At 70.1% G+C, this 20,381-nt stretch carries 16 protein-coding genes; 6 read left to right on the forward strand and 10 right to left on the reverse strand.

Going from position 1 to position 20,381, the window contains the following annotated elements:
- Nucleotides 1-27 precede the first annotated feature (27 nt).
- Together ABZ928_RS26395 and ABZ928_RS26400 are read left to right on the forward strand one after the other, a co-directional pair.
- Nucleotides 28-1,047, forward strand: coding sequence for an LCP family protein (locus tag ABZ928_RS26395; protein WP_361524664.1), 1,020 nt, complete (start codon nucleotides 28-30; stop codon nucleotides 1,045-1,047).
- Nucleotides 1,048-1,184: 137 nt separating this feature from the next.
- A complete protein-coding gene (locus tag ABZ928_RS26400) occupies nucleotides 1,185-1,583 on the forward strand; it encodes a rodlin (RefSeq protein ID WP_361523683.1) in 399 nt (132 codons plus the stop codon).
- Nucleotides 1,584-1,651: 68 nt separating this feature from the next.
- On the opposite strand, the gene ABZ928_RS26405 is transcribed toward ABZ928_RS26400, so the two are convergent.
- The 5 genes from ABZ928_RS26405 to ABZ928_RS26425 all read right to left on the reverse strand — a co-directional run bounded on the left by ABZ928_RS26405 (nucleotide 1,652) and on the right by ABZ928_RS26425 (nucleotide 10,531).
- Nucleotides 1,652-3,571, reverse strand: coding sequence for a long-chain fatty acid--CoA ligase (locus ABZ928_RS26405; RefSeq protein WP_361523686.1), 1,920 nt, complete (start codon nucleotides 3,569-3,571; stop codon nucleotides 1,652-1,654).
- An 81-nt stretch (nucleotides 3,572-3,652) separates the two neighbouring features.
- The gene (locus ABZ928_RS26410) at nucleotides 3,653-5,197 is read right to left on the reverse strand and encodes a von Willebrand factor type A domain-containing protein (protein ID WP_361523689.1); all 1,545 of its coding nucleotides are present in this window, start codon (nucleotides 5,195-5,197) and stop codon (nucleotides 3,653-3,655) included.
- Between the two features lie 153 nt (nucleotides 5,198-5,350).
- On the reverse strand, nucleotides 5,351-6,211 hold the full coding sequence (locus ABZ928_RS26415; RefSeq protein ID WP_361523692.1) for an ABC transporter permease: 861 nt from the start codon (nucleotides 6,209-6,211) through the stop codon (nucleotides 5,351-5,353).
- On the reverse strand, nucleotides 6,208-8,919 hold the full coding sequence (locus ABZ928_RS26420; RefSeq protein WP_361523695.1) for an alpha/beta fold hydrolase: 2,712 nt from the start codon (nucleotides 8,917-8,919) through the stop codon (nucleotides 6,208-6,210). The genes ABZ928_RS26415 and ABZ928_RS26420 overlap by 4 nt, the downstream gene beginning before the upstream one ends.
- A gap of 220 nt (nucleotides 8,920-9,139) precedes the next feature.
- Entirely contained in the window at nucleotides 9,140-10,531 is a 1,392-nt protein-coding gene (locus ABZ928_RS26425; protein ID WP_361523698.1) for an APC family permease, read from the reverse strand.
- Between the two features lie 276 nt (nucleotides 10,532-10,807).
- On the opposite strand from ABZ928_RS26425, the gene ABZ928_RS26430 reads away from it, so the two are divergent.
- Entirely contained in the window at nucleotides 10,808-11,638 is an 831-nt protein-coding gene (locus ABZ928_RS26430) for a hypothetical protein (RefSeq protein ID WP_361523701.1), read from the forward strand.
- A 52-nt stretch (nucleotides 11,639-11,690) separates the two neighbouring features.
- Here ABZ928_RS26430 and mmsA read toward each other — a convergent pair whose 3' ends face one another.
- The 5 genes from mmsA to iolC are packed head-to-tail and all read right to left on the reverse strand — an operon-like array spanning nucleotide 11,691 to nucleotide 17,754.
- On the reverse strand, nucleotides 11,691-13,193 hold the full coding sequence (gene mmsA / locus ABZ928_RS26435; protein WP_361523703.1) for a CoA-acylating methylmalonate-semialdehyde dehydrogenase: 1,503 nt from the start codon (nucleotides 13,191-13,193) through the stop codon (nucleotides 11,691-11,693).
- A gap of 14 nt (nucleotides 13,194-13,207) precedes the next feature.
- Nucleotides 13,208-15,088, reverse strand: a complete 1,881-nt coding sequence (gene iolD / locus ABZ928_RS26440) for a 3D-(3,5/4)-trihydroxycyclohexane-1,2-dione acylhydrolase (decyclizing) (protein WP_361523706.1) — start codon at nucleotides 15,086-15,088, stop codon at nucleotides 13,208-13,210.
- Nucleotides 15,085-15,918 (reverse strand): 5-deoxy-glucuronate isomerase, encoded by an 834-nt coding sequence (gene iolB, locus ABZ928_RS26445; protein ID WP_361523709.1) that lies wholly within the window; start codon nucleotides 15,916-15,918, stop codon nucleotides 15,085-15,087. The genes iolD and iolB overlap by 4 nt, the downstream gene beginning before the upstream one ends.
- Before the next feature lie 7 nt (nucleotides 15,919-15,925).
- Nucleotides 15,926-16,807 (reverse strand): deoxyribose-phosphate aldolase, encoded by an 882-nt coding sequence (locus ABZ928_RS26450; protein WP_361523711.1) that lies wholly within the window; start codon nucleotides 16,805-16,807, stop codon nucleotides 15,926-15,928.
- Nucleotides 16,804-17,754 carry a 5-dehydro-2-deoxygluconokinase gene (gene iolC, locus ABZ928_RS26455; protein WP_361523714.1) on the reverse strand — a complete coding sequence of 317 codons (951 nt, stop codon included), beginning with the start codon at nucleotides 17,752-17,754 and terminating at the stop codon, nucleotides 16,804-16,806. Before iolC ends, ABZ928_RS26450 begins: the two co-directional genes overlap by 4 nt.
- A 125-nt stretch (nucleotides 17,755-17,879) precedes the next feature.
- Here iolC and ABZ928_RS26460 point away from each other — a divergent pair, with 125 nt between their 5' ends.
- The 3 genes from ABZ928_RS26460 to ABZ928_RS26470 all read left to right on the forward strand — a co-directional run bounded on the left by ABZ928_RS26460 (nucleotide 17,880) and on the right by ABZ928_RS26470 (nucleotide 20,380).
- Nucleotides 17,880-18,797: a sugar phosphate isomerase/epimerase gene (locus ABZ928_RS26460; protein WP_361523716.1), complete on the forward strand. Its 918-nt coding sequence runs from the start codon at nucleotides 17,880-17,882 to the stop codon at nucleotides 18,795-18,797.
- 190 nt (nucleotides 18,798-18,987) lie between these two features.
- On the forward strand, nucleotides 18,988-19,806 hold the full coding sequence (locus ABZ928_RS26465; protein ID WP_361523719.1) for a helix-turn-helix domain-containing protein: 819 nt from the start codon (nucleotides 18,988-18,990) through the stop codon (nucleotides 19,804-19,806).
- 373 nt (nucleotides 19,807-20,179) lie between these two features.
- Complete coding sequence (locus ABZ928_RS26470; protein ID WP_361523722.1) at nucleotides 20,180-20,380, forward strand: MerR family transcriptional regulator; 201 nt, start codon at nucleotides 20,180-20,182, stop codon at nucleotides 20,378-20,380.
- Nucleotide 20,381 lies beyond the last annotated feature (1 nt).

Below are 20,381 nucleotides of genomic sequence, written 5' to 3' on the forward strand. Positions count from 1 at the left end.
CGCTGTCTTAGCGTTCGGCGCGTGACGATGAAGAGAACCCTTTCTTCCCTCGCGATCCCCGGACTCGTCCTCGCGGCCGGCGCGACGCTGCTCGGCAGTTCCGCGTTTCCCGAGCGACAGGCCCCCAAGGCCCTGAACATCCTGCTGATGGGCACGGACCAGCGGGACACCATCACCGCCGCCGAGAAGCGGAAGTTCCACGCCGGCGGCCAGGCCTGCAACTGCACCGACGTCCTGATGCTCGTCCATGTCTCCGCCCGCAGGGACCGCGTCAGCGTGGTGAGCATGCCGCGGGACTCCTACGCCGACATCCCGCCGTACCGCGACGAGTCGACCGGCGAGGAACGCGGACCGCACCCCTCGAAGATCAACGGCGCTTACGACGAAGGCGGTCCCGGGCTCTCCATCAGCACGGTGGAGTCGATGACCGGGATGCGGATCGACCGGTATCTCCAGGTGGACTTCCGGCGCTTCATCGACGCCGTGAACGATGTCGGCGGGGTCGAGGTGTGCACTTCGCGGACCTTGAAGGACTCGGCGACCAAGCTGAACCTCCGGCCGGGCCGGCACACGCTGAACGGCGGCCGGTCGTTGCAGTACGTCCGTTCCCGGCATGTCGACACCAGCGCCGATCTCGGGCGGATCCAGCGCCAGCACCGGTTCCTGGTGAACGCCTTGCGCGGCCTGAAGGCGAAGAAGGCGCTCACCGACCCGGTGGGCATGGCCCGGGTGGTGGGCACGCTGCTCGGGAACGGGCGGGTCGAGCAGGGCTTCGACGCCAAGGAGCTGATCGAGCTGGCGGCGGCGCTGAACAAGGTGCCGGCGAAGTCGATGGAGTTCACGACGGTGCCGATCGCCGGGTTCAACGAGACCCGGCCGGACATCGGTTCGACGCTGGCCTGGGACATGCGGCGGGCGGACGCGATGTTCGCCAGGCTGCGCGCGGACAAGCCGCTGCTCAAGGCGAGCGCGGATCCGCGGCCCAAGGACCCGCCCGGACTGAGGGGTTACGGCCCGGTGCGGGGCAGCTCGCTGACCTGCAAATGAGCTCGTACGACCGGGGCGCCCGCCGCCTCCGCCCATGCGCTGGGCCAATCGGGGCAAAGAGCGCAACCCCGGCCGGGGTGCGGGCGTTGTCGATCATGCAGCTCCTCACCGGAGTCCGCTTTTCGAAGGGAATGAACATGAAGAAGCTGTGGGCAACCGCGGCTATTGCCGCCACTGTCGTCGGTGCCGGCTCGCCCGCCATGGCCATCGGTGACGACAACGGCACCACCTCCGCCAGCGGCAACGGCGCCTCGCAGGAGTTCGGCAACTCGGCGACCTTCGGCGACATGAGCCCGCAGCTCTCGCTGGTCCAGGGTTCGCTGAACAAGCCCTGTGTCGGCCTGCCGGCGAAGCTGAACCTCCAGGGGATCGTCGGCCTCGCGGCCGTCGGCGTGGCCCAGGACATCCCGATCCTGTCGGCCCCGCAGAACCAGCAGTGCGTCGAGAACTCGACGCAGGCCAAGGGCGACGAGCCGCTGTCGCACATCCTGGACGACATCTCGGCCCTCTCCGGCAACGGTCAGGGCAACGGCTGATCCTCGGATCATCCGCCGCGGCGGGTCACCGGTTCTCCGGTGGCCCGCCGTTCCGCGTACCCGGTGTGTCACTTGCGGTAGAGCACCTCGATCTCCTCCGCGTAGGCCGCCGTCACCGCGTGCCGCTTCACCTTCAGGGACGGTGTGAGCAGGCCGTTGTCCTCGGTGAACTCGCCCTCGACCAGGGTGAAGGCGCGGATCGCTTCGGCGCGGGAGACGGCCTCGTTGGCGTAGTCCACGGCCCTCTGGACGTCGGCGCGCAGCCGTGGGTCCTGGACGAGCTGTGAGAGGGGGGTGTCGGCGGGGAGTCTGCGGACCGACAGCCAGTGGGTGATCGCCTCGGGTTCGAGGGTGACGAGGGCGGCGACGAAGGGGCGGTTGTCGCCGACGACCAGGCACTGGCCGACCGGGGGGCGGCTGCGGAGGCGGTCCTCCAGGACGGCCGGGGAGACGTTCTTGCCGCCGGAGGTGACGAGGATGTCCTTCTTGCGGCCGGTGATGGTGAGATAGCCGTCCTCGTCGAGGGAGCCGAGGTCGCCGGTGGCGAACCAGTCGTCGGTGAGGACGGCGTCGGTGGCGGCCGGGTTGTTCCAGTAGGCGCCGAAGACGATGCCGCCCTTGATGAGGACCTCCCCGTCGTCGGCGATGCGGACGGCGACCCCGGGGACCGGTGGGCCGACGGTGCCGGGGCGGGGTTTGAGGGGCGGCACGATGGTGGCGGCGGCGGTGGTCTCGGTGAGGCCGTAGCCCTCGTAGACGATGATCCCGGCCGCGTAGAAGAACAGGTTGAGGTTGCGGTCCAGGGGTGAGCCGCCGCTGATGGCGTAGCGCATGCGGCCGCCGAGTTCTTTGCGGACGCGGCGGTAGACCAGGAGGTCGTACAGGGCCCAGGCGGCGTAGAGGCCGGGGCCCGGGCCCTTGCCGCGGTCGAGGAACTTGTCGAGGTACCGCTCGCCGAAGCGGACGGCGATGCGGTCGGCGCGGTCGAAGGAGGCGCCGCGCCCGAGCTTCTCGGCGGTGGCGCGGCCGGTGTCGTGGATCTTCTCGAAGAGGTACGGGACGCCGACGAGGAAGGTCGGGCGGAACTCCTTGAGGGCGGGCCGGAGTTCGTCGGGCTTGATGCTCGGGCAGTGGCCGATCTCGATGCGGGCCATCAGGCAGGCGATCTGGAGGGTGCGGCCGAGGATGTGGGCGAGCGGGAGGAACAGGAGGGTGGAGGCGACCTGTCGGGTCACCTCCTTGAAGATCGGGTGGAGCAGCTCGACGGTGTTGGCGGCCTCGGCGTGGAGGTTGGCGTGGGTGAGGACGCAGCCCTTCGGCTGTCCGGTGGTGCCTGAGGTGTAGCAGATCGTCGCCACGGTGGCGGGGGTGAGGCTCGTGCGGCGTTTGGTGACCTCCTCGTCGGGGAGGTCGGCGCCGAGAGCCTTGAGTTCGGTCAGCGCGTGGGCGTCCAACTGCCAGATACGCGGCTGCTCTTGGTGGGATGCCGTGCCCGTCGTCACCGTGCCGGCGTTCTCCGCGGTCTCGGTGACGACGAAGCGGGCGCCGGAGTCGCGGACGATCCACTCCACCTGGTCCGCGGAGGAGGTGGCGTAGATCGGGACGGTCTGGCCGCCGGCCGCCCAGATCGCGAAGTCCAGGACCGTCCACTCGTAGCGGGTGCGGGACATCACCGCGACGCGGCCGCCCGGTTCGAGGCCCGCGGCGATCAATCCCTTGGCGACGGCGGTGACTTCGGCGGCGAAGGCGGCGGCCGTGACGGGGTGCCAGGCGGCGCCCTCCTTGCGGCGCAGGACCACGGCGTCGGGGGCCTCGGCGGCGTTGGTGTACGGGAGGTCGGCGGTGCTGCCGGCCGGTGACGGCGGGGCGAGGGGTGCGGTACGGGCCTCCCGTACCGTGCCCTTCTCGTCCCTGGTGATCTCGACCTTGGTGCGGGTCGCCAGGTCGCTGCGCTGTTTCGCCCTCTTCAAGTCCTTGCGTACGCCCATGACGGCCCCCAGTCGGCTCTGACTGGGGGGTCAACTTACTCGTGCGTAACGGAAGGTCAATGGGTCCGGCAGGATCTTGTGTCAGTCGCCGTGCTTCTTCGCCTGGTCGATGGCCTCGGCGAGCCGTGTCACGTCCGCGTCGTCCGTGGTCCGCGCCAAGTCGTGGGCGCGCTCGCTCAGTTCGTCGAGGGTGGGGGTGTCGGGCAGCGGGCCGTACTCGGCGCCGTAGGAGCGGAGGTTGTCGGCGAAGTAGGCGGCGACGGCGTCGACTTGGAGGCGGGGCTGGGCGTCCCAGAGGTCGGTGTCGAGGTCCTCGGACTCCAGTTGGCCGGACTCCTCGTGCGGGGTGCGGGAGGCGGGGTCGAGCCAGCGGACGCTCGCGGTGGCGAGGTGGCCGTCGGCGCCGGGCTTGTGGCGGACGGCGTAGAGGGCGGTGACGGTGTGGCCGGGGCCGATCTCGCCGCCGTCGACGCTGTCGTCGCGGAAGTCCTCGTCGGCGACCTGGCGGTTGTCGTAGCCGATCAGCCGGAACTCCTTGACCGTCTCGGGGTCGAAGGCGACCTGGGCCTTGGCGTCGCGGGCGGTGAGGTCGATGTTCCGCGGGAGCTGGTCGACGAAGACCTCGCGGGCGTCGTCCTCGTCGGAGACGTAGGCGGTGTGGCCGTCGCCCTTGTCGGCGAGCTCCTCCATCAGTTCGTCGCCGTAGTCGCTGCCCACGCCGACGCCGAAGAGGGTGATGCCGTGCTCGCGGCGTTCGCTCGCGATGTGTTCGAGGATGGTGGCGGAGTCGGTGTCGCCGGTGTTGGCGAGGGCGTCGGAGATGAGGACGACACGGTTGGTGGCGCCCTCGCGCAGGCCCTTCTCGGCGGTCTCGTAGCCGGTCTCGACGCCCGCGCCGAGGTTGGTGGACTCCTGGGGTTCCAGGCTGTCGATGGCGTCGTGGATGTCGTCGCGGTGGCCGTCGAGGCGGGTCATCGGCAGGACCCGCTCGGCCTCGTCGCTGAAGGTGACGATCGCGACCGAGTCGTCGTCGCGCAGCTGGTTCGTCATCGTGTCCAGGGAGTCCTTGGCGAGGTCGAGGCGGCCCGGCTCGGCCATGGAGCCGGAGACGTCGATGACGAAGGTCAGGGCGGCCGACGGGCGTTCGTCGGCGCTCTCGGCGGCGCGGGTGGCGAGGCCCACGCGGACCAGGTACCAGTCGTCCCCGTCGGTGCGGGCGCCGTCGACGGTGACCGTGAAGCCGTTGCCGTCCGGGCGGTCGTAGTCCTGGCGGAAGCTGTTGACGAACTCCTCGGGGCGGACCGTGTCCGGGTCCGGGAGCCGGCCATCGGCGAGGGTGCGGCGGGCGTAGCCGTAGGAGGCGGTGTCGACGTCGAGGGCGAAGGTGGAGAGGTAGTCGGGGTCGGGGGCGACCTCTCGGGAGTCGCCGTCGGTGCTGTCCGAGCCGTCCGGGCTGCTGTGCTGTTCGCCGTCGGGGGCGGGCGCGTAGCCCTTGCGGCCGCCGTCGTACGCGTTGTCGCTGGCGCCGCTGTCGTCGCCCCCACCGCAGCCCGTCAGCAGCAGGCCGCCCGCCGCGGTGAGTGCGAGCAGGGCGGCGCGCACACGTCGTATTCGGTACTGCTCCATCTTCCGTGCCCCCTTGGTCCGTTGACGTCGACTTCTGTGACTGTGACTGTGACGGGCCAGGGGGCCGGAACGTGCGCCACGGAGCGTTGCGGAAGCGTCTCGAAGAGGGCACGGAGGGCGGGTGTCGAGACCGGTGGGTGATCTTCCGTTGACCTAGGAGACCACGTCCTTGCGGGCGAAACCGCGGAAGGCCAGGGCGAACAGGATGAGGGCGTACGTTACCGAGACGGCGGTGCCCTGGATCATGCCGGACCACTCCGGGGTGGGCTGTACGGCGTCGGCCCAGGCGAACTGCCAGTGCGCGGGGAGGAAGTCGCGCCAGTCGCCGAGGGCGGTGACGGCGTCGAGGACGTTGCCGACGATGGTCAGGCCGACCGCGCCGCCGACCGCGCCGAGCGGGGCGTCGGTCTTGGTCGAGAGCCAGAACGCCAGTCCCGCGGTGACCAGTTGGGAGATGAAGATGAACGCCACGACGACGACCAGGCGCCCGGCCGCCGTCCCCGGGGAGAGCGAGCCGCCCGTGGGGAGTTCCAGCGGGCCCCAGCCGTAGGCGGCCGTGCCGACCGCCAGGGCGACGACCGGGAGCAGGATCATCGCGGCCAGGCTCAGTCCGAGGCCCACGACGAGCTTGGACCACAGCAGGCGGGCCCGGGGCACGGGCGCCGCGAGGAGATAGCGCAGGGAGGACCAGCCGGCCTCCGAGGCGACTGTGTCCCCGCAGAACAGGGCGACCGGGATGACCAGCAAGAAGCCCGCCGACACGAACAGGTTGACGGCGGCGAAGTTCGCGCCCGACGCGGTCGCCGTGTCCATCAGCGAGACCGTGTTGTTGCGGCCGCCCGGCTCGCCGCCGATAGCGAAGGCGATGAGCAGGATGAACGGGAGGGCGGCGAGGATGCCGAACATCACCATCGTGCGGCGGCGTTTGAGCTGGCGGACCAGTTCGACGCGGAGGGGGAGGGTGTGGCGGGGCTGGTAGCCGGAGGCGGTTTCGGTGAGCGTGCCGGTGCTCATGCGGAGCCTCCGATCAGGGTGAGGAAGGCGTCTTCCAGGCGGCGGTGGGGGCCCAGTGAGGCTACGGGTACCTCCAGGCGGACCAGCTCTATGAGTAGGGCGTTTGTGCGTTCCGTGATGGGTTGTTGTTCGGCTGCGGGCTCGTGGGGGCTGGTCGCGCCGTTCCCCGCGCCCCTTGCCTGGGTCGACGTCAGGCGGACCAAGAGGCCGCCGTCTGTTCTTGTTGCCGACTCGACTTGCGGTAGGGCCGCCACCTTTTCCAGCAGGGGGTCCGTGATGTCGGCCGCCAGGCCCACCAGCAGCGTGTCGCCGGAGCCGGTGATCTCGGACACCGGGCCCGCCTGGACCAGTTGGCCGCGGTCCATGACCACCAGGTGCGTGCAGGTCTGCTCGACCTCCGCGAGGAGATGGCTGGAGACGATGACCGTGCGGCCGGCTGCCGCGTAGCGGATCATCACCTCGCGCATCTCGCGGATCTGTGGCGGGTCCAGGCCGTTGGTGGGTTCGTCGAGGATGAGGAGGTCCGGGAGGCCGAGCATGGCCTGGGCGATGGCGAGGCGCTGGCGCATGCCCTGGGAGTAGGTGCGGACGGCGCGGGCCAGTGCGTCGCCGAGGCCGGCGATCTCCAGCGCCTCGTCCAGGTGGGCGTCCTCGGGCGGGCGGCCGGTCGCGCGCCAGTACAGCTCCAGGTTCTCGCGGCCCGAGAGATGCGGCAGGAAGCCCGCGCCCTCGACGAACGAGCCGACCCGGGACAGGACGGGCGCGCCCGGGCGGATCGCGTGGCCGAAGACCTGGATCTCGCCGCCGTCCGGCTTGATGAGGCCCATCAGCATGCGCAGGGTCGTCGTCTTGCCCGCGCCGTTCGGGCCGAGCAGGCCCAGCACCTGGCCCTTCTCCACGCGGAAGGAGAGGTCGCGGACGCTGTAACGGTCGCCGCCCGCGTACTTCTTGCTCAAGTCCGTGATCTGGAGCGGGACTTCGAACAGCTCCGGGTCCGGGTCGGGCATCGCCGTGCGGCGGCGGCCCGTCAGGAGCAGGGCCAGTGCGAGCACGGCGCCCGCGAGGGGCAGCCACCACACCCAGGAGGGCAGCGGGGCGGCCGCGGTGGTGACGCCGGGGGCCGTGGGGACCGACAGGTCGCTCTTCAGGGAGACGGTGTACGTCGCCGGGGCCGCCGGGGAGGCGTAGCCGAGGTCCGTGGAGGCGAGGACCAGGCGGAGGCGGTGGCCCTGCTCGATCTTGTGGTCGATGGCGGGGAGCGTGATCGTCACGTCCTTGCCCGCTCTGGCGCCCTCGACGCGGAGGGGGGTGACCAGCTGGGACGGGAGTACCTGCTGGGTGCCGTCCGGGCCTACGTCGTACACCTTGGCGAAGAGGACTGCGTCTTCGGCCGTCGACTTGATGTTGACGGTGGCCGTCGGGGAACCCGTGATACGGAGGTCGTCGGTGACCGGCTTCGAGTCGAACCGGGCGTACTGGCCCGGGAAGTCGAGGGAGACTCCGACGCCGAGGGAGGAGAGCTGGGAGAGGCCGCCCGCGGCGCCGAGGCCGGGGAGGGCGGAGATGCCGGGCGGGTTGGCGCCGGCCGGGTTGATGACGCGCTGCTCCTCGCCGGTCAGGGCGATGGACTGACGGCCGTTCTCCAGGCCGGGGTAGGTGTCGTCGGTCGCGCCCCGCAGCTGAGCGGCGCCGTCGGTGGAGTCGACGCCTCCGGTGCGGGTGACTCGGAAGGCCGGGCCCGTGTCGGTGCCGGTTTCCTTCTTGAGGTAGCGGTCGAACCAGGACTGCACCCGGGACTGGACCCGGCTCGTCTCCAGGTCGCCGCCGTCATGGCCGCCCGCGATCCAGTCGACGTCCACGGGGGCGCCGTTGGCCTTGATCGCCTTCGCGGCGGCGTCGGCCTGGTTGAGGGGGAAGAGGGAGTCCGTCTGGCCCTGGATGAGGAGGGTCGGGACCTTGATCCTGTCCCCCACCGCGGAGGGTGAGCGCTCCTCCAGCATCTTCTCGGCGGCTGCGTCCGGGGTGCCGGACTCGGCGACCCTGTCGTACATCGCGCAGATCGCCGGCTCGAACTTGGCGCAGCCGCCTGCCGTGTTGACGAAGATGCCCGCCCAGAGCTTCTTGAAGACGCCGTTCGGGAAGAGGGCGTCCGAGAGGTTCCAGTACGTGATCGCCGGGGCGATGGCGTCCACGCGGTCGTCGTAACCGGCGGTGAGGAGGGCGATGGCTCCGCCGTAGCTCGCGCCCGCGATGCCGACTCGGGGGTCGCCCGTCCTGTCCAGCTGGACCGTGGGTTGCTTCGCGAGCCAGTCGATCAGGCCGGAGACGTCGGCGACTTCGGCCTTCGGGTCGTTCAGGCCGACCTTGCCGGTCGACTTGCCGAAGCCTCGCGCGGACCACGTGAGGACCGCGTAGCCGTCTCGGGCGAGGTCTTCGGCCTGGGCGCGTACGTCGTCCTTGCTGCCGCCGAAGCCGTGGCCGAGGAGCACGGCGGGGTGCCTGCCGGCGGCTTCGGGGGTGAAGTACGAGGTGTCTATGCGTACGCCGTTGAGGGACATGACCCGGTCCGCGCGGGTCACCTGCGGTGGCTTGTCGGAGGCGACGGCCGCCCATGTTCCGGCGCCGGTGAGGACGAGTGCGGCGGTCGCGGCGGAGATGATCCGTCGGGGCCGCCGCGGGGCTCGTCGCCGGGGCAGTCGAAGATCCATGCGTTTAACGGTACGGGGCGGAACTGTCGGATCGTTATCGACCGGGGGTTGAACCTCGGACCTCCTGTGGGGGTACGGCGGGGTTCTTATGTACCGCGTTCGTTGTACGGCTACGAGCTCGGTCCGGCTTGTCACCTGCCGGGTGCGGGTTGTTTTTGGCTGGTCGCGCCCACGCGGCGGAGCCGCAAATCGATACAGCCCCGCGCCCCTAACGGGGCGCTCAATCCTCCGTTGGGATGGAGACCAGCCACCTCGTTGCCTTGCGCGGGCGTAGGTACACCGCCCAGTACAGAGTTGCCGCCGCTGTGATGCCGCCCGTCCAGAGCAGGTACGCCGTCTCCTGCTGGCTCAGGATGTACGCCAGTACCGCTATCAGGAGGACCGGCATCGTCGGCCACAGAGGCATGCGCCAGGCCTTGGTGTGCTGGTGGGCTCCCTTGCGGGCCATCAGGGCCGCCACCGCCACCAGGAGGTACATGCCTGTCACCGAGACGCCCGTGATGCCGTACAGGGTGTCCAGGTTGACGAAGCAGAGGGCGGCGCCCGGGATGCCTACGGCGAGGGTGGCGACCCAGGGGGAGCCGAAGCGGCCGAGTTTGGCGAAGAGGGTGTTGACGGGGGTGGGCCAGGCCTTGTCGCGGGCGGAGGCGTAGAGGACTCGGGAGTTCTGGATGACCATGACGATGCCGGCGTTGATGATGGCGAGGGCGACGCAGAGGCTGACGAAGGTGCCGACGGCGGAGTTGGACCATGCCGTGACCATCGTGCCGATGTCGCCGCCGGTGAGTTCCGTGAGGTCGCTCGCGCCCATCGTGATCGCCGCCACCGGGACCAGGATGATCACCGTGGAGATGGCGAGGGTGGCCAGGACCGTGCGGGCCACGTTGCGGCGGGGGTTCTCCAGTTCCTCGGAGAGGTAGACGGCGGTGGAGAAGCCCTGGGTGACGAAGAGAGCGATCGCCAGGCCCGAGACGATCAGCATCGCCGTGACCGTGTCCGTCTCGCCGTTCGGGCCCGCCACCTGGAGGGAGACCAGGCTGTCCGCGCCTCGCTCGCTGTGGGCGAAGCCCAGGACCGCCACCACCGCTGCCGCCACCACCTCCAGGACCAGGAAGACTCCGGTGATCCAGGCGTTGGCGCGCAGGTCCAGCAGGCCCGCCAGGGTGGCCAGGAGCATGACTCCGGCGCCCGCCATCGACGGGTTCAGGTGGACTATCGGGGCCAGGTAGTCCGCCGTGCCCATCGCGATCACCGGCGGGACGATCATCACCACCAGCAGGGACAGGACGAAGACCAGCCAGCCCGCCAGGCGGCCCGCCAGGGTCGAGACGATCGCGTACTCGCCGCCCGCGCTGGGGATGAGGGTGCCCAGCTCGGAGTAGCAGAACGCCACGGCGATACAGAGCAGGGAGCCGATGGCGATCGTGAGGGCGGTGGCCGTGCCCAGCGAGCCGAACAGGTCGGGGACCACCACGAAGAGGGTGGAGGCCGGGGTCACGCAGGAGAGGGTCAGAAGGGTGCCGCCGACTACTCCGATGGAGCGCTTGAGCTTCTGGGGGCTGTCCGCGACCGCTGGGGCGGTGGTCGCGGCGGGGCGGAGCGTGTCGGTCATACGGTGATTCCGATCGACTCGTGCAGCGGATTGCACTGCATGGAATCCCGACGAAAACCATCACGTCAATGACTGTTTACCTACGGAATCAGTAGATCGACAGGGCGTTAAGGATTCGTATACGTCGTTCTCGGCTGTCGCCCTGCCGTACTTGGGGTGTGCGGTAATCGCAGGGGGCGGCGCAAAAAAATCCCGTCGCGGGAGTGTCAGTGGGGGCCGCTAGAGTCTTTGGACACAGAACTCACAGACGAAACACACAGCCTTGGGTGGGGACAGATGAAGGCAAAGCACACCGCTGCCTGGGTGGGGTTCACGGCGGCGGCGCTGGTGGCGACGTCGGCGTGTGGCGCGGACGGCGTGAAGCAGGCCGCCGAGGCGGTCGACAAGACGGACGCGATCATGGCGGCGCTCTCGCGGGCGACGGACCGGACCGAGCAGGTCGGGTCGGCCGAGGTGAAGATGTCGACCGACATCGGCACCGGCACGCCGGTGGCCATGGAGGGCACGTACTCGTGGGGCGACGGATACGCCTACGACGTCGAGATGGACACCAAGGCCGCCCAGATGCAGACGCTGACGAGCGACCCGTCGATCCGCATGCTCTTCGTGGACGGTGCCTACTACTACGACGTGGACCCGCAGCCCTCCGGCCCGCTCAAGGGCAAGGAGTGGATGAAGATCGACGCGTCGGCCGTCCTCGGTGAGGCGGGGGCGCAGGCGGTGACCGGTGCCAACGGCAGCCCGTCGGCGTCCATGAAGGGCCTCAAGTACGCCAACGATGTCGAGGACCTCGGCAAGGAGACCGTCAACGGGCAGAGCACGACCCACTACCGGGCCGTGATCGACCAGAAGCAGATGGGCAAGTTCGCGGACGCCCTCGGCGACGAGGACAGCCTCATGGGCTCGGTCACCGGCGGCGCGACCTCGATCTCCATGGACGTCTGGGTCGGCGCCAAGGACCTGCCGGTGCGGCTGACAGAGAAGGTCGGTGCCATGAAGGTCACCATGGACTTCGAGAAGTTCGGCAAGACGGCCGACGTCAAGGCTCCTCCGGCCTCGGAGACCGTCGACATGACCCAGGCGCTGAAGGACTCGCAGGGGCAGTAGGCATGACTGAGCCCGGGCGCTCCTGCGAGTGCCCGGGCCCGATGTCGCTCGCTCAGTGGTTGCGCGGGAAGCCCAGGTCCACGCCCGTCGGGCCGTCGGCCGGGTCCGGCCAGCGGGTCGTGACGACCTTGCCGCGGGTGTAGAAGTGGGTGCCGTCGTTGCCGTAGATGTGGTGGTCGCCGAAGAGCGAGTCCTTCCAGCCTCCGAAGCTGTGGTAGCCGACGGGGACCGGGATCGGGACGTTCACGCCGACCATGCCGGCCTCGACCTCCAGCTGGAAGCGGCGGGCGGCGCCGCCGTCCCGGGTGAAGATCGCGGTGCCGTTGCCGAAGGGCGAGGCGTTGATCAGGGCGATGCCCTCGTCGTAGGTGTCGACGCGCAGCACGGTCAGGACCGGGCCGAAGATCTCGTCCTGGTAGGCCTTGGCCGTCGTCGGCACCTTGTCGAGGAGCGAGATGCCGATCCAGTGGCCGTCCTCGAAGCCCTCGACCGTGTAGCCGGTGCCGTCGAGGATGACCTCGGCGCCCTCGGCCGCGGCGCCGGTGACGTAGGAGGCCACCTTGTCGCGGTGGACCTTGGTGATGAGCGGGCCCATCTCGGAGGTCGGGTCGTTGCCGGGGCCGATCTTGATCTTCTCGGCGCGCTCGCGGATCTTGTCGACGAGCTCGTCGCCGATCGAGCCGACCGCCACGACCGCGGAGATCGCCATGCAGCGCTCGCCCGCCGAGCCGTAGGCCGCGGACACGGCCGCGTCCGCCGCCGCGTCGAGGTCGGCGTCCGGGAGGACCAGCATGTGGTTCTTGGCGCCGCCGAGGGCCTGGACGCGCTTGCCGTTCGCCGAGGCGGTGGTGTGGATGTAGCGGGCGATCGGGGTGGAGCCGACGAACGACACCGCCTTGACGTCCGGGTGCTCCAGGAGGCGGTCCACGGCCACCTTGTCGCCGTGGACGACGTTGAAGACGCCGTCGGGCAGACCGGCCTCGGCCAGCAGCTCGGCGATCTTCAGGGAGGCCGACGGGTCCTTCTCGGACGGCTTCAGGACGAAGGTGTTGCCGGTCGCGATGGCGATCGGGAACATCCACATCGGGACCATCGCCGGGAAGTTGAACGGCGTGATGCCGGCCACGACACCGAGCGGCTGGCGGATGGACGCGACGTCCACGCGGCTCGCCACCTCGGTCGACAGCTCGCCCTTCAGCTGCACGGTGATCCCGCACGCCAGGTCGACGATCTCCAGACCGCGCGCGACCTCGCCCAGCGCGTCACTGTGCACCTTGCCGTGCTCGGCGGTGATCAGCTCGGCGATCGCGTCCCGGTTCGCCTCCAGGAGCGCCCGGAACTTGAACAGGATCGTGGTCCGCTTGGCGAGGGACGAGGTGCCCCAGGTCTGGAACGCGTCCTTCGCGGCGGCGACGGCCGAGTCGACCTCGTCCACCGACGCGAACGCGACCTTCGTGGTGACCGCGCCGGTCGCCGGGTCGGTGACCGGCCCGTAGTTGCCCGACGCGCCTTCGACGGTCTTGCCGCCGATCCAGTGGTTGACGATCTTCGTCATGCCCAGTTGCTCCTTCACAGATGGCGGCGTCGGGTAGAGACGTGCCGGTCGTACTCCTCGCGGGCCTTCACCGCCGACGGTCGGGTCGCGGTCTCGGCCACAGGTACATCCCACCAGGCTTGCGCCGGAGGCGCGCCCGACACTGTGTCTGCCGTTTCGGTCTCGACGTAGACACATGTGGGAGTGTCCGCCGCGCGTGCCTGGGCGAGGGCCTCGCGCAGGTCACTCACGGTCTTCGCGCGCAGAACGCGCATCCCCAGACTGGCCGCGTTGGCGGCCAGATCCACCGGGAGCGGGGCCCCGGTGTAGGTACCGTCGTCCGACCGGTAGCGGTACGCGGTGCCGAACCGCTCGCCGCCCACCGACTCGGACAGTCCCCCGATGGACGCGTACCCGTGGTTCTGCACGAGCAGCATCTTGATCGCGATGCCCTCCTGGACGGCGGTCACGATCTCCGTCGGCATCATCAGGTAGGTGCCGTCGCCGACCAGTGCCCAGACGTTCCGCTCAGGGGCGGCCATCTTCACGCCGATCGCGGCCGGGATCTCGTAGCCCATGCAGGAGTAGCCGTACTCCAGGTGGTACTGGTCCCGGGAGCGGGCCCGCCACAGCTTGTGCAGGTCGCCGGGGAGCGAGCCGGCCGCGTTGATGATCACGTCCGACTCGTCGACGAGGGCGTCCAGCGCGCCGAGGACCTGCGGCTGCGTGGGGCGTACGTCGGGTTCGTCGGCCTCGTAGCAGGCGTCGACGCGGTGTTCCCAGCGCTGCTTGTCCTCGGTGTACTCGGTGACGTACCCGTCGGGGACCCGGTGTCCGTGGGTCCGCAGGGCCGCGGTCAGCTCGGCGAGGCCGCTGCTCGCGTCCGCGACGAGCGGCTGTCCGGCGAGCTTGTGGCCGTCGAAGGGCGCGATGTTGAGGTTGAGGAAGCGGACGCCGTCGCCCGCGAACAGGGTGTGGGAGGCGGTGGTGAAGTCCGTGTACCTCGTCCCGACGCCGATCACCAGGTCCGCCTGGCGGGCGAGTTCGTTGGCGGTGGCGGTGCCGGTGTGGCCGACGCCTCCGACGTCCTGGGGGTGGTCCCAGCGCAGGGAGCCCTTGCCGGCCTGCGTGGAGGCCACCGGGATGCCCGTCGTCTCCGCGAACTCGGCGAGGGCCTCCTCCGCGCGGCTGTGGTGGACTCCGCCGCCGGCGATGACGAGGGGGCGGCGGGCCGACCTGATCGCCCGTACGGCTTCGGCGAGTTCGGTCGGGTCGGCGCCTGGACGTCGTACGACCCAGGTGCGTTCGGCGAAGAACTCGTCCGGCCAGTCGTAGGCCTCGGCCTGGACGTCCTGCGGGAGGGCGAGGGTCACCGCGCCCGTCTCGACGGGGTCGGTGAGGACGCGCATGGCCTGGAGCGCCGCCGGGATCAGGGCCTCCGGGCGGGTGACGCGGTCGAAGTACCGGGACACCGGGCGCAGGCTGTCGTTGACGCTGATGTCGCCCGCGTGCGGGACTTCGAGCTGCTGGAGGACCGGGTCGGCGACCCGGGTGGCGAAGATGTCGCCGGGGAGCAGCAGGACCGGGAGGTGGTTGATGGTGGCGAGGGCGGCGCCGGTGACCAGGTTGGTCGCGCCGGGGCCGATCGAGGTCGTCACGGCGTGCGTGGAGAGGCGGTTGGACTGGCGGGCGTAGCCGACGGCCGCGTGGACCATCGACTGCTCGTTGCGGCCCTGGTGGTACGGCATGTCGTCGCCGTACTCGATGAGCGCCTGGCCGAGGCCCGCGACGTTGCCATGGCCGAAGATGCCCCAGGTGGCGCCGATGAGGCGTTGGCGTACGCCGTCGCGTTCGGTGTACTGGGCGGCGAGGAAGCGTACAAGGGCCTGCGCGACCGTGAGCCTGGTGGTCGTCATCGGTGCCCCCCATATCCTTCTGTGTGGTCCGGGTGGAAGCAGATCCGCCACTCCCGTGTCTCGCCCGGTCCCGCCATGACGTTCAGGTAGTACATGTCGTGGTCGGGCTGGGCGATGGACGGGCCGTGCCATCCGTCGGGGACGAGGACGGCGTCGCCGGAGCGGACCTCCGTGAGGACGTCCGATCCGCCCTCACGGGAAGGGGATACGCGCTGATAGCCGAAACCGTTCGGGCCGTCGATCTCGAAGTAGTAGATCTCCTCCAACTCCGCTTCCACGCCCGGCCGGTGCTCGTCGTGCTTGTGCGGCGGGTACGAGGACCAGTTGCCGCCCGGGGTGATGACCTCGACGGCGATCAGCTTGTCGCAGTCGAAGGCGTCGGCGGAGGCGAAGTTGCGGACGTGGCGCAGCCGGTTGCCGCTGCCGCGTTCTTCCGTGGGGACCTCCGGCGCGGGGCCGTAGCGGGCGGGGAGTCGTCGCTCGCACTTCGCTCCTGCCAGGGCGAAGCGGCCTCCCGCGCCGGAGGCGATCGTTGCCTGGGCGTCGCGGGGAACGTACGCGAAGTCGGAGACCGACGCGAACACGCTTTCCCTGCCCAGGAGTTGGAACTCTTTTTCTTCTGTTTGTACGGTACATCCGCCTTCCAGCGGAAGGACGATCCACTCGCTGTCGCCGGTGGTGAAGGTGTGGGTACCACCCGGCTCCAGCGTGACGATCCGCAGACTGCAATAGGTCCAGCCGGCCCGCTTGGGGTCGATGTCCACGGTGTACCGGGCGTTACTGGAGGCGCCCTGGGGGACGTACAGATCGCTCGTGCTCTGGCTTGTCATGCGGCCCTCACAACAGTCCTACGGCGGTGTCCACGGCGGCGGTCACGTCCCCGTCCGCCGGGTACAGCAGCGAACGGCCGACGACGAGGCCGCGGACGGTGGGGAGTTGGAGTGCGCCCCGCCACTTCTCGTACGCCCCGTCCTGGTCGTCCCCGACCTCGCCGCCGAGCAGTACGGCCGGGAGCGTGGAGGTCGCCATGACCTCGGCCATGTCGTCGGGGTTCTGGGTGACGGGGACCTTCAGCCAGGTGTAGGCCGAACTGCCGCCCAGGCCCGAGGCGATGGCGATGGACTTGGTGACGGCCTCGGCGGAGAGGTCGTTCTTGACCTTGCCCTCGGCGGTGCGGCCGCTGATGAACGGCTCGACGAAGACGGGGAGCCGGCGGCTCGCCATGTCGTCGATCGCGCGGGCCGTGGACTCCATGGTGGTGAGGGAGCCCGGGTCGTCGTAGTCGATACGGAGGAGCAGCTTGCCGGCGTCGAAGCCGAGCCGCTCGATGTCCTCGGCGCGGTGGCCGGTGAAGCGGTCGTCGAGTTCGAAGCTGGCGCCCTGGAGGCCGCCGCGGTTCATCGAGCCCATGACGACCTTGCCGTCGAGGGCGCCGAGGAGGAGCAGGTCGTCGAGGATGTCGGCGGTCGCGAGGACGCCGTCGACGCCGGGCCGGGACAGCGCGAGGACCAGGCGTTCCAGCAGGTCGGCGCGGTTGGCCATGGCGAACTTGCGGTCGCCGACGCCGAGGGCGCCGCGGGCCGGGTGGTCGGCGGCGACGATCATCAGCCGGCCGGCCTCGTTGAGCAGCGGCCTGCGCCTGCGGCGGGCGGCGGCTTCCGCGACGGCCTCGGGGTGCCGGGTGCGGAGGCGGACGAGTTCGGAGACGTCGACGGTCACTTGACGGCTCCTGCGGCGATGGCGGCTTCGATCTCGTCCGGCGTGGGCATCGCCGACGAGCACTCCAGGCGGGAGGCGACGATCGCGCCGGCCGCGTTGGCGTGGCGCATGATCTTCTCCAGGTCCCAGCCTTCGAGGAGGCCGTGGCAGAGGGAGCCGCCGAAGGCGTCACCGGCGCCGAGGCCGTTGAGGACGGTCACGGGGAGGGGCGGGACCTCGGCGGTCTGTCCGTCGCGGCCGACCGCCAGGACTCCCTTGGGGCCCTGCTTGACCACCGCGATCTCGACACCGGCGTCGAGGAGGGCCTGGGCGGCGGCCTTCGGCTCACGCACTCCGGTGGCGACCTCGACCTCGTCCAGGTTTCCGACCGCGACGGTGGTGTGGCGGAGGGCTTCCTCGTAGAAGGGGCGGGCTTCCGCCGGGTCCTTCCAGAACATGGGTCGCCAGTCGAGGTCGAAGACGGTGGTGCCCGCCTTGGCCCGGTGGGCGAGGGCCGCCAGGGTCGCCGTACGGCTGGGCTCCTCGCTCAGGCCGGTGCCGGTGACCCAGAAGATCCGGGCCTCGCGGATGGCGTCGAGGTCGAGCTCGTGGGCGTCGATCTCCAGGTCCGGGGCCTTGGGCTCGCGGTAGAAGTACAGCGGGAAGTCGTCCGGCGGGAAGATCTCGCAGAAGACGACCGGGGTGGGCAGGCCGGGTACCGGGGTGACCCAGCGGTCGTCGACGCCGAAGCCCTTGAGCTCCTCGTGGAGGTAGGTGCCGAACGGGTCGTCGCCGGTGCGGGTGATCACCGCGGTCCGCCGTCCCAGTCTGGCCGCCGCGACCGCGACGTTCGTGGCCGAGCCGCCGAGGAACTTGCCGAAGGTCTCCACCTGCGGCAGGGGGACGCCCGTCTGCAGCGGATAGATGTCTACTCCGATCCGCCCCATGGTGATCAGGTCGTACGCCATCGAGTTCCCTTCGTATCGGCTCTCCACGGTTTTCTAGTCCCCTATGAGGAGCCCTGTCAATGTTTTGTCCAGACATTCGGACGAGGCCTTGACAGCGCTTACCGCTCGCGCGGAAGCTGACCGGCATGACGTCGTTGTCACCCTCTTCCTCACTGTCCCGCATCCGGATCGGGTCGGCTCCCGACTCCTGGGGTGTGTGGTTCCCCGACGATCCCCAGCAGGTGCCCTGGCAGCGGTTCCTCGACGAGGTCTCCGACTCCGGGTACGAGTGGATCGAACTTGGCCCTTACGGGTACCTGCCGACGGATCCCGCCGTACTGACCGAGGAGGTCACGCGACGGGGACTCAAGGTGTCCGCCGGCACCGTCTTCACCGGCCTGCATCACGGCGAGGCCGTCTGGGAGAAGACCTGGGCCCATGTCGCCGACAACGCGGTGCTGGCGCAGGCGATGGGCGCGAAGCACCTCGTCGTCATCCCGTCCTTCTGGCGGGACGACAAGACCGGTGAGGTGCTGGAGTCCGACACGCTCACGCCCGAGCAGTGGCGGAATCTCACCTCGCTGACCGAGCGTCTCGGGCAGCGGGTGCGGGAGGAGTACGGGCTCCGGATCGTCGTGCACCCGCATGCCGACACGCACATCGACTCCGAGGAGAACGTCGTTCGGTTCCTCGACGGGACCGACTCCTCGCTCGTCTCGCTGTGTCTCGACACCGGGCACTACGCGTACTGCGGCGGCGACAGCGTCAAGCTGATCGAGACGTACGGTGAGCGCATCGGGTACCTGCACCTCAAGCAGGTGGATCCCGAGATCCTCGCTGATGTGCGGGCGAAGGGGACGCCGTTCGGGCCCGCTGTGGCTCAGGGTGTGATGTGTGAGCCGCCTACGGGGGTTCCCGCGCTGGGGCCTGTGCTGGAGGCTGCGCAGGCTTTGGACGTGGATCTGTTCGCGATTGTCGAGCAGGACATGTATCCGTGTGCGCCGAGCACTCCGTTGCCGATCGCGAAGCGGACGCGGGCGTTTCTTCGGAGCTGCGGGGCGTAGTTCTTCGTCTGCGGGCGCGTGGGGGCTGGTCGCGCAGTTCCCCGCGCCCCTGGGTATGTTGCAGCATGGCTCGATGACTAGTGCCGTGCGTGTTCGGGGCGGACAGGGGCCCTGGGGTTCTTGGGAAGTTGCCCTTGCTCGGCCCCATCCTCGGGTTCGGCCCGGTGTGATCAGTTATCGCGGGGTTCGGATGGCCCTTGACCGGCCCCGTCGGCGGCTTGAGGCTCCCATCGGGGCCGCCACTCTGCTGTTGGGGTTCGAGGAGCCGGTACGGATCACCCGTGGTGGTCGGGAACCCGACACCCTCGTGTCCGTGTACTGCGGGCCCACGACCACCCCCGCCGTCGGCGAGCACAGTGGGCGGCTCTCGGGGATCGAGGTGTTGCTGGCGCCCTGGGCCGCCTTCACGCTCTTCGGTACTCCGCAGCACGAGCTCGCCAATCGGACCGTCGATCCGGACGAGTTGCCGCATGCGCTGCCGGGCCGGGTCGGTGAACTCGCCGCCGCGTTGGCCTCGTTGCCGTCGTGGGAGGCGCGGTTCGGGCTGCTGGACGATGTGTTCGCGCGGTGGGCGGATGCCGGTACGCCGTGTTCGGCTCGGGTCGTGCGGGCCTGGGCGGAGCTGGTACGGACGGGTGGGGCCGTGCCGGTGCCGGTACTCGCCGACCAGGTCGGGTGGAGTGTGCGGCAGTTGGAGAGCCGGTTCCGGGAGCAGATCGGGCTGGGGCCCAAGGCGGCCGGGCGGGTGCTGCGGTTGCAGCGGGCTCGGCGGATGCTGGCGGCGGGGCGGGGGCAGGCGGAGACCGCGGCCGTGTGCGGGTACTACGACCAGGCCCATCTCAGCGGCGAGTTCAAGGCGATGACGGGATGCACGCCCCGCGAGTTCACGCTGGCGCGGCGGGGGCCGGGCGGGGTGCCCGGCGGTGACCGGATGACGGGCGAGGCGACAAGTCTGGTGCTCACCCCCGGTTCCGGTGCGCATTTTTCCAAGACCGGCCGGGTTGGCTGAATGCAGTCTGTGACCTCCGGTGCCGAGCCGCTCCGACCAACGGGGAGGCGGGGGAGCCGGCGGGCCGGGCCCGGCGCAGCGGGTCCGGCCCGTCCTGCGTGCGCCCACGACGATGCCCTGTGCGGCTCCGTGTCAATGCGCCGCGCCCTCGCGCCCGCGTGCGCCTTTGCTGCGCTCGTGTCACAAACGCCCCCTCCGTGTCACACATGTCGCGTATACGCGGGTCTTGCGTCACACGCGGTACACAGGGCCTGACCTGCGGTCACTGTGTGTCGTTGACGGGGCACAGGCTTTGTGATCGCCAGCGCAGCGCCCGGTACCCCCGACGGCCGTTCCCGGCCGCCGCCGTGGTGCGCGCAGGGAGGTGCACCTCATGACCGACCGAAGGCTCTGGTCGTACAAGGAGATCGCCGCGCACATCCGGGTGCAGCCGGACACCGTGCGGTCGTACCGCAAGCACGGGCTGCTGCCGCCGCCCGATCATGTGGAGGGCGGCAAGCCGTTCTGGTACGCGGACACCGTCCGGCGGTGGGTGGCCTCGCGGCCGGGTAATCGTGGGCGGAGAGAGGACTGAC

The sequence above is a fragment of the Streptomyces sp. NPDC046909 genome (assembly GCF_040644695.1).
In the GTDB taxonomy this organism is placed as follows: domain Bacteria; phylum Actinomycetota; class Actinomycetes; order Streptomycetales; family Streptomycetaceae; genus Streptomyces.

What these genes read in the sequence shown, in the direction of transcription:
- ABZ928_RS26415 (WP_361523692.1), bottom strand. Translation starts at nt 6,211, where the DNA reads ATGAGCACCGGCACGCTCACCGAAACCGCCTCCGGCTACCAGCCCCGC.
- ABZ928_RS26410 (WP_361523689.1), bottom strand. Translation starts at nt 5,197, where the DNA reads ATGGAGCAGTACCGAATACGACGTGTGCGCGCCGCCCTGCTCGCACTC.
- iolD (WP_361523706.1), bottom strand. Translation starts at nt 15,088, where the DNA reads ATGACGACCACCAGGCTCACGGTCGCGCAGGCCCTTGTACGCTTCCTC.
- ABZ928_RS26400 (WP_361523683.1), top strand. Translation starts at nt 1,185, where the DNA reads ATGAAGAAGCTGTGGGCAACCGCGGCTATTGCCGCCACTGTCGTCGGT.
- ABZ928_RS26420 (WP_361523695.1), bottom strand. Translation starts at nt 8,919, where the DNA reads ATGGATCTTCGACTGCCCCGGCGACGAGCCCCGCGGCGGCCCCGACGG.
- ABZ928_RS26395 (WP_361524664.1), top strand. Translation starts at nt 28, where the DNA reads ATGAAGAGAACCCTTTCTTCCCTCGCGATCCCCGGACTCGTCCTCGCG.
- ABZ928_RS26425 (WP_361523698.1), bottom strand. Translation starts at nt 10,531, where the DNA reads ATGACCGACACGCTCCGCCCCGCCGCGACCACCGCCCCAGCGGTCGCG.
- ABZ928_RS26405 (WP_361523686.1), bottom strand. Translation starts at nt 3,571, where the DNA reads ATGGGCGTACGCAAGGACTTGAAGAGGGCGAAACAGCGCAGCGACCTG.
- ABZ928_RS26470 (WP_361523722.1), top strand. Translation starts at nt 20,180, where the DNA reads ATGACCGACCGAAGGCTCTGGTCGTACAAGGAGATCGCCGCGCACATC.
- ABZ928_RS26460 (WP_361523716.1), top strand. Translation starts at nt 17,880, where the DNA reads ATGACGTCGTTGTCACCCTCTTCCTCACTGTCCCGCATCCGGATCGGG.
- mmsA (WP_361523703.1), bottom strand. Translation starts at nt 13,193, where the DNA reads ATGACGAAGATCGTCAACCACTGGATCGGCGGCAAGACCGTCGAAGGC.
- iolC (WP_361523714.1), bottom strand. Translation starts at nt 17,754, where the DNA reads ATGGCGTACGACCTGATCACCATGGGGCGGATCGGAGTAGACATCTAT.
- ABZ928_RS26465 (WP_361523719.1), top strand. Translation starts at nt 18,988, where the DNA reads ATGGCCCTTGACCGGCCCCGTCGGCGGCTTGAGGCTCCCATCGGGGCC.
- ABZ928_RS26430 (WP_361523701.1), top strand. Translation starts at nt 10,808, where the DNA reads ATGAAGGCAAAGCACACCGCTGCCTGGGTGGGGTTCACGGCGGCGGCG.
- iolB (WP_361523709.1), bottom strand. Translation starts at nt 15,918, where the DNA reads ATGACAAGCCAGAGCACGAGCGATCTGTACGTCCCCCAGGGCGCCTCC.